Below are 11,525 nucleotides of genomic sequence, written 5' to 3'. Positions count from 1 at the left end.
CGTAAAATTGACTGCAAAATTAGCTGGCTATTATTTCTGATTTCCCGGAACACAATTACTTTGAACAAACCCAGCTCCGCACTGCTTGACATCAAATTTGCCAAAATCAAGGCGGTGACCTTTTCGCTGCGCCCCGCCCCGTTGCAAGAAAGCCTTGATGCATTGAAAAAACGGCTTGGCCCCTCGCCCGGCGTGTATTCCGCAGAACCTGCCGTGCTGGATTTTTCAGCATGGACCGAGGCGGAACTGGCAGAGCAAGGCATTGGCCTGCGCGCCTACGCAGACCTGCTGAAAACAGCCGGGGTTCACCTGGTGGAAGTGCGTGGACACAGCGCCGCACTGGAAACCCAAGCCGAAGAGCTGGGGCTGCGCTACGAAACCGGCGACACAGAAGCGGAGACCGAAACTGTTGAACCCCCGGTTGAAAAGCCGGTGGAGAAGCCCGCAGCACAACAGCACCCCACGGTGCCTGAATTCGACAATGCGCGCCGAACCATGGTGATAGAACAATCCGTGCGCAGTGGCCAGAAAATTTACGCACAAGGCGCCGACCTGGTTGTCATGGGGCAGGTGTCTGCCGGGGCCGAAGTCATCGCAGACGGCAATGTGCACGTTTACGGTGTATTGCGGGGCCGTGCCCTGGCAGGTGCCGCAGGTGATCCGCAGGCCAGAATCATGTCCACCTGCTTCGAGGCGGAACTGGTGGCCGTGGCGGGTTACTACCTGACATTCGAGGGCGGCTTTCCTGAAGAAAACCGATCCAAGCCCACATTAATTCATCTTGACCATGGCAGCGAGCCCGCAGTTTTGCGGCTCAAGGCCATCAACATCCGCTAGGAGACCATTTGTGAGTCGAGTCATTGTTGTTACATCCGGTAAGGGTGGCGTTGGTAAAACAACTACCAGCGCAAGTTTTTCCGCAGGCCTGGCCTTGCGTGGTTTTAAAACGGTAGTGATCGACTTTGACGTGGGCTTGCGCAACCTGGATCTGATCATGGGTTGCGAGCGCCGCGTGGTTTACGACCTGGTCAACGTGATCAACGGTGAAGCCAACCTGCAGCAAACCCTGATCAAAGACAAACATTGCCCAATGCTGTCGATTTTGCCCGCATCCCAAACCCGAGACAAAGACGCGCTGACCGAAGAAGGCGTCGAGAAAGTTATCAAAGACCTGATCGAGATGGGGTTCGAGTACATTGTGTGCGACAGCCCGGCGGGTATTGAACGCGGCGCGGTGATGGCCCTGACTTTCGCCGATGAAGCGATTGTGGTTACCAACCCGGAAGTGTCGTCTGTTCGCGATTCCGACCGCATCATTGGTATTTTGCAGGCCAAGAGCAAGCGCGCCAAAGAAGGTGGCGAGCCTGTAAAAGAACACTTGCTGATCACCCGCTATTCTGCCAAACGTGCAGCCGATGGCGAAATGCTAAGCTATTCAGATGTGGCCGACCTGTTGCGCGTGCCGCTGCTGGGTGTCATTCCGGAATCAGAAACCGTGTTGCAGGCGTCCAACCAAGGCATGCCAGTCATTCACGCCGAAGAAAACGATGCGGCATTGGCCTACCAAGACTGCATTTCGCGCTTTCTGGGCGAAACCAAACCGCTGCAGTTTGTGGACTACGAAAAGCCCAGCCTGCTGAAGCGCTTGTTTGGAGGTTAAGGCTATGTCATTACTCAGCATGCTGTTTGGCGAAAAGAAAAAGTCTGCCAATGTTGCAAAAGAACGACTGTCTTTGATCATCGCGCGCGAACGTGTGGACCAGGACGGCCCCGACTTTTTGCCCCAAATGCGGGACGAATTGATGCAAGTCATTGCCAAATACGTCAAGATTGACCAGGAAGACGTGAAGTTTAACCTTCAAAAACAAGGCAATATGGAGATGTTGGAAGTCAATATCGTCTTGCCCGACCAGAAGTAAGACTGCACAATAGAAGATCGTAGTTAAAGTTGTAACAGTGGTACAAAATGCGGGGGGCAATGCAAGCCAGAGAACTTCAACCTGAGCCAAACCGACCCGATGTGGTCTCTATCGCACAGCTAATAGGACTTGCCTCGGCATATTTGCCCGAGGCAGAGATTCGGCGTGTTCGCGAGGCTTACAAGTTTTCTGACGTTGCACACCTAGGGCAATTTCGCGCCACAGGTGAACCCTACGTAACCCACCCCATTGCTGTGGCCGAACTGTGCGCCAGTTGGCGCCTGGACAGCCAGGCCATTCAAGCCGCCCTCCTTCACGATGTGATGGAGGACTCCGGCACAACCAAAGAAGACTTGATTGAGCGCTTCGGTGGCTCTGTGGCTGATTTGGTGGACGGGCTTTCCAAGCTCGACAAAATGGAATTTTCCTCCCGAGAAGAAGCGCAGGCTGAAAACTTCCGAAAAATGTTGCTGGCCATGGCCCGCGACCTGCGCGTAATTTTGGTAAAACTCGCCGACCGTTTGCACAATATGCGCACGCTCGAGATTATGAGCCCTGCCAAAAAACGCCGCATTGCCCTTGAAACCCTTGAAATTTACGCCCCGATTGCCCATCGCCTGGGCTTGAACGAAATTTTCCGTGAACTGCAAGACCTCAGCTTCCAGCATGCCTACCCCCTGCGCTACGAAGTGCTGAAGAAAGCGGTGCTTGCAGCGCGTGGTAACCGCCGCGAGGTGGTAAGCAAAATTCTCGAAGCAGTGGAAAAATGCCTGGACGACTCGAACATTGAGTGCCAGGTGTTTGGTCGTGAAAAAGCGCTGTACGGCATTTACCGCAAAATGATTGAAAAGCGCCTCAGCTTTTCCCAAGTGCTGGATGTATACGGTTTCCGCGTGGTGGTGAAAGACATGCCGGGTTGTTACATGGCCATGGGCATGTTGCACCAACTGTTCAAGCCAGTGCCAGGCAAGTTCAAAGACTACATTGCAATACCCAAGTTAAACGGCTACCAAAGCCTGCACACTACCTTGCTGGGCCCCTACGGTACACCCGTGGAATTTCAGATTCGTACCGAAGAAATGCACCAGGTTGCTGAAAAAGGTGTGGCATCGCACTGGCTATACAAAGGAGAAGGGGAGGCACTGAACAACATTCAGACCCAAACCCACCGCCTGCTGCAAAGCCTTCTGGATATTCAAAACCAGACCGGCGATTCAGCAGAGTTTCTGGAACACATCAAGGTGGACCTGTTCCCCGATGCGGTGTACGTGTTCACCCCAAACGGCAAGATCATGAGCCTGCCGCGCGGTGCCACTGTGGTCGACTTCGCCTATGCCGTGCACACCGACGTTGGCAACCACTGTGTGGCTGCGCGCGTCAACCAAGTGATCGAACCCCTTCGTACCATTCTGAAAAGCGGCGATGTGGTTGAGATTATTACGGCCCCCCATTCCCGCCCCAACCCCGTGTGGCTTGGTTTTGTGCGTTCGGGCAAGGCCCGCTCGGAAATTCGGCACTACCTGAAGTCGATGAATCTGGAAGAAACGGTGCGCTTGGGCAGCAGGTTGCTTGAGCAGGCACTGGAAGCCGACCAGATCAAGCTGGAAAACCTGAGCAATGAAGTGTGGGACCGCCTGCAAAAAGATTCCCAGGTCAGCACCCGCGATGAACTGCTGGCCGACATTGGTGCGGGCCGTCGCGTGGCCCCGGTGGTGGCACGCCGCGTGCTGATTGCCATGGGTCGAGCCGATGCACGCGTGGATTCACCTTCAGGCAACACGGGCGAAACACGCGCCCCAATCATGATTCACGGGGGCGAAGGCATGTCCGTTCAGCGCGCGCCCTGTTGTTTGCCGATTCCCGGTGACCACATCATCGGTTATGTGCGAAAGGGATCCGGCCTGATCATTCACACCGATGAATGCGAAACCGCCCGCAAGCAAATGCGCAAAGAGCCAGAGCGCTGGACCGATGTGCAGTGGTCGCCTGAAATTACGCGCCCCTTCGATGTGAACGTGGACCTGCAGGCGGTGAACGAGAAAGGCGCATTGGCCACCATTGCGGCCACTTTGTCAGATGCCGGTGCCAACATCACCAACCTGACCATGAGCGACGAAACCACTTACCGCAAGTTACTGCACTTCACCATTCAGGTGACTGATCGTGTGCACCTGGCGCGCATTTTGATGGCGCTGCGCAAGCTTGAATACGTGGAACGGGTTACTCGGGTGAAAGGTCGTGCGTTTGCGAAAGTTCGACTGCCGGTGGCTGACACCACGGCGCACTAAGTTGCGGCACGAACTACCATCATTCGACTGTAGGCCGACACCTGGGCAACGAAGCACGGTGATCAGTCGATCACATACTTCACTTCAACTATCTCAAGTTCATCCCGTCCGGCAGGCGTCATCAACTGCACCACATCACCTTCTTTTGCTTTCAACAAGGCTCGCGCCACTGGTGATATCCAGCTGATGTGTCCTTTCGAGGTGTCTACTTCATCCACACCCACGATTTTCACGGTCAATTCCTCGCCCTTGCTGTTGATGTAGCTTACGGTGGCACCAAAGAAAATGCTTTCCAGTTCCTGCTGGGTGCCAGGGTCTACCACCTCGGCAATTTCGGTGCGTTTGGTCAGAAAGCGAATGCGGCGATCAATTTCACGCAGGCGTTTTTTGCCGTACAGATAGTCGCCATTCTCGGAACGATCCCCATTGGACGCCGCCCATGACACCACAGCCACCACTTCAGGACGCTCCGTTTTCACCAGATGCGTAAGCTCGTCACGCAAGCGGCGATAGCCTTGTGGCGTGATGTAGTTTTTCAGACCTTGGGGCAATGCCTGGCTGGCATCGGGGCCATCGTCCTCAAATTCAGAATCATTTTCTTTGGTGAATGCCTTGCTCATGTCTTTTCTCGTGAATTGCCCGACTAGACAGCCTTTGCAGAAGTGTGCAGGATACAGGAAGACGGCTGTTTCTTTGCTTATAACATCATCATAAAACCTTCAATGACCACAGAACAGGACGCGCCCAGAATCATTGTTGTTGACGACAGCGAAGATGATTTTTTGCTGATCAAACGTCAAATCATCCAAGCGTGGTCTACCGCCATTGTGCGCCATGCGCACAGCGAGGACAGTTTAAGACAGACACTGGAGGACATTGAACCGGATCTGGTGATCTGCGACTACTCAATGCCGTATTTGACGCACGACAAAACAATCGACATGGTCGAAGAAATGCGCCCCGACACACCAACCATTTTGTTGTCCGGTTTGGCCTCGGATGCGCTGGGTGTACAGGCCATGCATGAAGGCGTTCGCGACTACGTCGAAAAATCCCGCCCGGAACGGCTGATCCCGGCGGTGCGGCGGGAAATTCACACCCACCGCCTGCGCCGTGAAAAACAGCAGCTTGAACAGGCACATCGCCGTGCAGTTTATTTCGATACAGCGACAGGTTTTTTGAATCGCCAAGGCTTGGTCAAGACCCTGTCCGGGCTTCGCACCAATCAGGGCGAGGACAACGCGCTGTGTCTGCTTAGCGTGAATGTGTCCCGAAACCAGGCACGGCGCCCGGAGGTGGACCCCCGAATTCGCCGCAACATGCTGGAAACAATCGTGGAACGCGTGCGGGATACATTCAAACAGGACATTCTGTGCAGGTGGTCCGACAATGTGGTGGTGGTGGTGACCAACAAGCTGAACTGGGCCGATGGGACAGTGAGCGTTGCAAATACCCTGTGCGGGCTTGAAGCGGACCTGAACCGGGTGTTCATGATAGAAAACATTGCTGTTCGGCCCCATATGCGCATGGGCCTGGCACGCCCCGGCATACATGGGCAGCACGCCGCAGAACTGGTCACCCATGCCCAGTCGGTTGCACATGTTATTGAATCGCAGGGCCTTGAATTGCTCAATGCCCTTGCTCCGGAAATTCATGATTTGGCCCGGCGGCGAAAAACAATTGAATTGGGTTTGGCCAAGGGCATTGAAAGCAATGAACTGGTGCTGGACTTTCAGCCCGTTGAAGACCTTAAAACTGGCTGTATCTGCGGCGTAGAGGCTTTGGTGAGGTGGACACACCCCGAACTTGGTCGAATCATGCCCTGCGAGTTTATCGGTGTGGCCGAGGATTCCGGTTTGATCGACGCTTTGGGCGACTGGGTCATTGAATCAGCCAGCCGAAAGGTTCTTGAACTGCACAAGCGCGGGCACATGCTATGGTGCGCCGTGAACTGCTCGGCAGGCCAGCTGCTGAACCCGGAATTTCCTGCCAAGGCGAAGAATGCTGTTCGCAACGCTGGACTGGATCCGAAGTGGATGGAGTTTGAGGTGACGGAATCGGCTGCCATTGACGACATGACGCGCACGGTGGAGGCCTTGAACAAACTGAAGGCAGAGGGTTCGCAGATTGCAATGGATGATTTTGGCACTGGTTATGCGTCGCTGAATTACCTTCGCCAGTTGCCTGTCGACATTCTTAAAATCGACAAAAGCTTTGTGATGGATTTGCTGGAAGACCAGAACAGCCACATGATTGTGAAGGCAGTGATTGACCTGGCCCATGCGCTAGGCTTGATTGTTCATGCGGAGGGCATAGAGACTGCCGAACAACGGGAAAGCCTGATCCAGATGGGTTGTGACCGGTTGCAGGGCTATTGGTTTTCCCGTCCGATGGATCTTCAAACCTTGCTGAACTGGCTCGAGAAGCCAGCCGTGCCTTCTTCAAATTCGAACGGCTGAACGCCGTGCAATTTTCGACAGATGGTCCAAAAGATGCTTGACGATCTGGTTTAAAGCGACCACTTCGTCGGCTGCGCCCAATGCAATGGCCTCCCGAGGCATGCCGAACACCACGGAACTGGCCTCGTCCTGGCAAATATTGTAGCTTCCCGCAGCTTTCATGTCGGCCATGGCTTGTGCACCGTCTTTGCCCATGCCGGTCAGCATCACGCCCACGATGTTGCGCGGTGAAATTTCCTGTCCAGACCTGAACAATACCTCCACGGAAGGCCGGTGCCTGTTCACGGGTTCCGAATCGGACAACTGGCAAATGTAATTGGCCCCGTTTCGCCCAAGCAGCAAGTGCCTGTCGCCAGGCGCAATATAGGCATGCCCAGGCAGAACGCGCTCGCCGTGCACGGCTTCTTTCACGGTGATCTTGCACACCTGGTTCAAACGATCCGCAAAGCTTTTGGTGAAACCGGCGGGCATGTGCTGGGTAATCAGAATAGCAGGGCTGTCGTGGGGCATTTGCTCGAGAATGACCCGAATGGCCTCGGTACCCCCAGTGGAGGAACCAATCAGAACCAGTTTTTCCGTGGCTGCATAGCGGTTGCCCAAGGCGTTGTTGGTGGGCACCACCACGCCGGTGACTGGGTCGCTCTGGGCCACTGGTGTTTGCACTGCCAGCTTTGGCGGCAAGCGTTTCAAACGGAAACGTGCGGCATATGCCGCACGAATCTTGTCGGTAATTTGATTGGCGTAATCAATCATGCCCTGGCTGATATCCAGTTTGGGTTTGGTCACGAAGTCAACGGCTCCCAGTTCAAGGGCACGGAAGGTGACATCCGCTCCCCGCTCAGTCAGCGTCGCCACCATCACCACCGGCGTGGGGCGCAAACGCATGATTTTTTCCAGAAATTCAATGCCATTCATTTTAGGCATTTCGATGTCCAGTGTAATCACGTCCGGACTGTACTTCCTGATTTGATCTCGGGCGATGAAGGGATCAGGGGCGGTGGCCACGGTTTCCATGTCGCGCTGTGAATTGATGATCTTGCTCATCACGCTGCGTATCAAGGCCGAATCATCAACTACCAATACTTTGATTTTTTCCATTTCACAAGCCTGGCAAGGTGGGTTTTACAGCATTAAGGGGTACAAGCACGCGGTTCATGCAAAAAGCTTACGCACCGGGCCTTCGCCATCGGTGCCTGTCTTGGCCGCTTTGTCAGCGTTCACCGTGTACACGGTTTTGCCACGCAAAGTGAAATAATCCCGAGCCATGGCAAAGTTCTCAGAGTGCCCTGCATACAGCAAACCGTTTGGCTTCATCAAGGGTGCAAATCGCTTGAGAATTTGAAGCTGTACGTCTTTTTCAAAATAAATCATGACATTTCTGCAAAAGATGGCATCAAAGCCCGGTCGCAGGGACCACACATTGTCCATCAGGTTGAGCTTTCTAAAAGTCACCATTGCCTGCACTTCCGGGCGCACATGAATCATGCCTTCACTTTCGCCTTTGCCCTTGATGAAGTATTTGCGAAGAATCTCTTCAGAAATTTTTCCCACCTGGTCCAGGCGATACACGCCCTTCCTGGCATGTTCCAGTACTTTGGTGTCAATGTCGGTGCCCAGAATCCGCACGGGGGGATTCATGCTGTTAAAAGCTTCCATGGCAGCAATGGCCATGGTGTAGGGCTCCTCCCCTGTCGAGGCGGCGCTGCACCACAATTCAATTCGAGCACTGCGTGAAAGGGATTGCAGTTGTGTTTTCAGAATGTCAAAGTGGTGAGCTTCCCGGTAAAACGAGGTCAAATTTGTCGTGAGCGAATTGGTGAAATGCTCCCATTCCGGGTTGCTGGAATTAAGCTCCAGTGCATCCAGATAAGAGGAAAAGCGGTTGTGTTTGCAAGCTCGCAAGCGACGCGCCAAACGGCTGTAGACCATGCTTTGCTTGCTGGGCGCCAGCGAAATGCCGGCAATTTTCAGGATCAGCGCACGCACGCGGGAGAAATCTTTTTCATTGAATTCAAATTCACGCTCGGCATTGTCTTCGCTTTGCAAACTGAGATTCACTGCGGCAGCGGCCTGCTTGGCCTCCGCAACAGCGTCCGTGCTGTATCGGGTTCCGGGAGGTTCGAATTTCAACGGTGGACGATTCATCTAGTGCCTTTGTCGCCGGGGGTTCACACAATTAGGTGGGTGGCCCGACGCGAATGAGTTCTATACCCTGTTATGTTCCGATAATATGGTTAGAAGAATGCAAGGATTAAAACCTTGAAATGGTGTTAAATCTCGCTTTGATCCTGTGCAAAACAAGAAAGCCAATCAACAGGCGTACAAACAATGAGTGAATCCAGAGGATTGCCCCCGTCATTGTTGGACATCAGTAACTTTTCAGATGGTGGATTGAAAGTACTGGTGGTGGAAGACAATGATTCAGACTTTGAGTTGATGTGTTACCGCCTGAAACAGGGCGGACTGAAATACACGGCAACCCGTGTTGACCGGATTGACGAGTTGCGCCGATGCCTGGAGCACGAAGAGTGGCAGGTGGTTATTTCCGATCACAACCTGCCAGGCTTTGGGTCCGAAGAAGCCCTGAAAATAGTGCGTGATTCAGGCCTGGACATTCCTTTCATTATCGTGTCAGGCAGCATCGGTGAACATGTGGCGGTTGAAGCCATGCGGGCCGGGGCTGATGACTATTTGATGAAAGACAAGATGGCACGCCTTGTACCTGCCATTGAACGGTCGCTTCGAGCTGCCAATGAGCGGCGCAGCCTGGCCTCCGCCGAGCAGGCACAGCGGGAATCCGAACGCCGGTTCGCAGCCATTGCAGAGAACATCCCGGGCATTATTTTCCAGATGCAATCCGGCCCTTCCATGCCCCGCCCCACTGTGCCTTTTGTCAGCGAAGGTGTTGTGCGTCTGTTTGGCGTGCCGCCAAGGCTGTTTCTGGAAAACCCCCACTATTTCTTTGAGCAGTTTGAGTCTGTAGATGCCGCGGCACTGTTTGAGATGTTGATGGAACCGCCTCGCCCCGGCGTGGCCGTGACTTGGGAAGGTCGCTTGAAGAACTACGGCAAGCGGCTTGACCGGTGGGTGCTGATGAATGCAGTTGCCAAACCACGCGGAAACCTGTTTGTGTGGGATGGCGTGTTGCTGGATATTTCTGACCGCAAGGAGGCCGAGGAGCGTCTGCTCAATGCCCAAACCGAATTACGCCTTGTTACCACCGAAATCGAAAAAAGACGGGAACAGGAACGCGGCGCGATTGCACGGGAAATTCACGATGACATGGGTGGATCCCTGACCAAGCTGAAAGCCGATGTGGCGTGGTTAAATAAAATATTGTCACCCGACCCTGCCGTGCAAGAAAAACTGGATGACATGCTGGAGCTGATTGAACACCTGCTGGCCAGCAGCCAGCGGATTGCAAAGGACTTGCGCCCCGGCATACTGGACTACGGCCTGATTCCCGCGCTGGAATGGCAGATGACCGATTTCCAGAAGCGCACCCGGATCGAGGGTACTTTTCAGTGCAATGTGGACGAATTGGACCTGGATGCCGAGAAAAATACGGCACTGTTTCGAATTCTGCAGGAAGCGCTGACCAATATCGTGAAGCACGCCCAGGCCACTAGGGTTGATGTGGAGTTGTTTGTGTCGGAAAATGAACTATCGTTAGAGATTCGTGACAATGGTCGCGGCATCGAGAATACTGACAAATTAAAAGAAACATCATTTGGCCTGCGCGGCATGCAAGAACGGGTTGCAGCTTTTGAGGGCTGGGTAGATGTAAGCGGATCGCTGGGATCGGGTACAACGGTCATGGTTTCAATACCGAGAAGCAATCACACAGGTGAGGCAGAAAATGATTAAGGTGTTGTTGGCAGATGACCATGCATTGCTTCGGGGCAGCCTGAAGCAGTTGCTTGAAGACACAAATTTTGTGCAGGTGGTGGCCCAGGCAGGGGAATATTCCGAAATCATGAAGGCCATGGGTGCGCACAGCGTTGACCTGGCCATTCTGGACATTTCCATGCCGGGCAAGAATGGCGTGGACATTGTCAAAATTCTGAAAGACAAATACCCTGCGCTGAAAATCCTGATGCTGTCCATGCACCCGGAAGACCAGTATGCCGTGCGCTGCCTGAAAGCTGGTGCATCCGGTTATCTGACCAAAAACACCGCCCCCGAAAAGCTGGTCGATGCCATTCAGGTAATTGCCGCAGGCCGCAAGTACATTACACCTGAACTGGCTGAATCGCTGGCCAGTCACTTGACTGAAGATTCTGAAAAGCCTTTGCACGCTACGTTAAGCGACCGTGAATTTCAAACCATTCGCATGATTGCCTCGGGCAAAAAACTGAGCGAGATTGCCGATGAGTTGTCGTTGAGCCCCAAGACAGTGAGCGTTTACCGGGCACGCATTCTTGAGAAAATGCGCATGAAAACCAATGGTGAACTGACGCGGTATGCGTTGGAAAACGGACTGATCTGAGAGTGTTTGCTTGCCTGCAGGTTTTGGCCAACTCGGCAGTGGGTTTGCTTGTTCCGCACTTCAAGAAAACCGCCCTGCTTGGGTTTATTCGCAGCGTTCGGCGTCAAGCCGACACTGAATCAGGCCATCTGTTTTGCCTGATTCGGTGAGCAAGAATAAATTCAACAAGGGATACAGCGGTTTTCAGTGCGGAAGCAAGCAACTCACGCCGAATTGGCGTGAAAACCGTTGCTTAGCCGATGAAGTTGAATAGCGTTAATTGCGAAACGCTGGCAAAGCTTTGCTGCGCTGCCTGAAGCTGCAACTGGCCCTGTGAGAGCTCGCTAATGGCCTTGGCATAATCAAGCCCCACCGCCTCGCCAGCAACGCG

The 11,525-nt window shown here is 53.7% G+C and carries 10 protein-coding genes; 7 read left to right on the top strand and 3 right to left on the bottom strand.

Features of this window, described 5'->3' with window-relative positions; genetic code table 11:
* The 4 genes from minC to V7028_RS11000 all read left to right on the top strand — a co-directional run.
* Nucleotides 1-837, top strand: an 837-nt coding sequence (gene minC, locus V7028_RS11015) for a septum site-determining protein MinC (protein ID WP_334120131.1), incomplete at its 5' end; no start/stop codon positions are given.
* A gap of 10 nt (nt 838-847) precedes the next feature.
* Complete coding sequence (gene minD, locus V7028_RS11010) at nt 848-1,660, top strand: septum site-determining protein MinD (RefSeq protein ID WP_305566058.1); 813 nt, start codon at nt 848-850, stop codon at nt 1,658-1,660.
* A gap of 4 nt (nt 1,661-1,664) precedes the next feature.
* Nucleotides 1,665-1,919, top strand: a complete 255-nt coding sequence (minE, locus tag V7028_RS11005; protein ID WP_159571646.1) for a cell division topological specificity factor MinE — start codon at nt 1,665-1,667, stop codon at nt 1,917-1,919.
* Between the two features lie 59 nt (nt 1,920-1,978).
* A complete protein-coding gene (locus tag V7028_RS11000; protein WP_334120130.1) occupies nt 1,979-4,207 on the top strand; it encodes a RelA/SpoT family protein in 2,229 nt (742 codons plus the stop codon).
* Between the two features lie 62 nt (nt 4,208-4,269).
* Here V7028_RS11000 and greB read toward each other — a convergent pair whose 3' ends face one another.
* Nucleotides 4,270-4,827: a transcription elongation factor GreB gene (gene greB / locus V7028_RS10995; RefSeq protein ID WP_334120129.1), complete on the bottom strand. Its 558-nt coding sequence runs from the start codon at nt 4,825-4,827 to the stop codon at nt 4,270-4,272.
* 102 nt (nt 4,828-4,929) lie between these two features.
* Between greB and V7028_RS10990 the strand changes: the two genes are divergently transcribed.
* Complete coding sequence (locus tag V7028_RS10990) at nt 4,930-6,666, top strand: putative bifunctional diguanylate cyclase/phosphodiesterase (RefSeq protein ID WP_334120128.1); 1,737 nt, start codon at nt 4,930-4,932, stop codon at nt 6,664-6,666.
* On the opposite strand, the gene V7028_RS10985 is transcribed toward V7028_RS10990, so the two are convergent.
* The gene (locus V7028_RS10985) at nt 6,649-7,764 is read right to left on the bottom strand and encodes a protein-glutamate methylesterase/protein-glutamine glutaminase (RefSeq protein WP_334120127.1); all 1,116 of its coding nucleotides are present in this window, start codon (nt 7,762-7,764) and stop codon (nt 6,649-6,651) included. The genes V7028_RS10990 and V7028_RS10985 overlap by 18 nt on opposite strands.
* Nucleotides 7,765-7,818: 54 nt before the next feature.
* Nucleotides 7,819-8,811 (bottom strand): CheR family methyltransferase, encoded by a 993-nt coding sequence (locus V7028_RS10980; protein ID WP_334120126.1) that lies wholly within the window; start codon nt 8,809-8,811, stop codon nt 7,819-7,821.
* A 183-nt stretch (nt 8,812-8,994) separates the two neighbouring features.
* Between V7028_RS10980 and V7028_RS10975 the strand changes: the two genes are divergently transcribed.
* Together V7028_RS10975 and V7028_RS10970 are read left to right on the top strand one after the other, a co-directional pair.
* Entirely contained in the window at nt 8,995-10,533 is a 1,539-nt protein-coding gene (locus tag V7028_RS10975; protein ID WP_334120125.1) for a hybrid sensor histidine kinase/response regulator, read from the top strand.
* Nucleotides 10,526-11,155, top strand: a complete 630-nt coding sequence (locus V7028_RS10970) for a response regulator transcription factor (RefSeq protein ID WP_334120124.1) — start codon at nt 10,526-10,528, stop codon at nt 11,153-11,155. Before V7028_RS10975 ends, V7028_RS10970 begins: the two co-directional genes overlap by 8 nt.
* Nucleotides 11,156-11,525: the final 370 nt, after the last annotated feature.

This window comes from Limnobacter sp. (genome assembly GCF_036846585.1).
Lineage (GTDB): Bacteria > Pseudomonadota > Gammaproteobacteria > Burkholderiales > Burkholderiaceae_B > Limnobacter.
The sequence above is the reverse complement of the archived record's forward strand: the minus strand, read 5'-3'. Positions and strand labels throughout refer to the sequence as shown.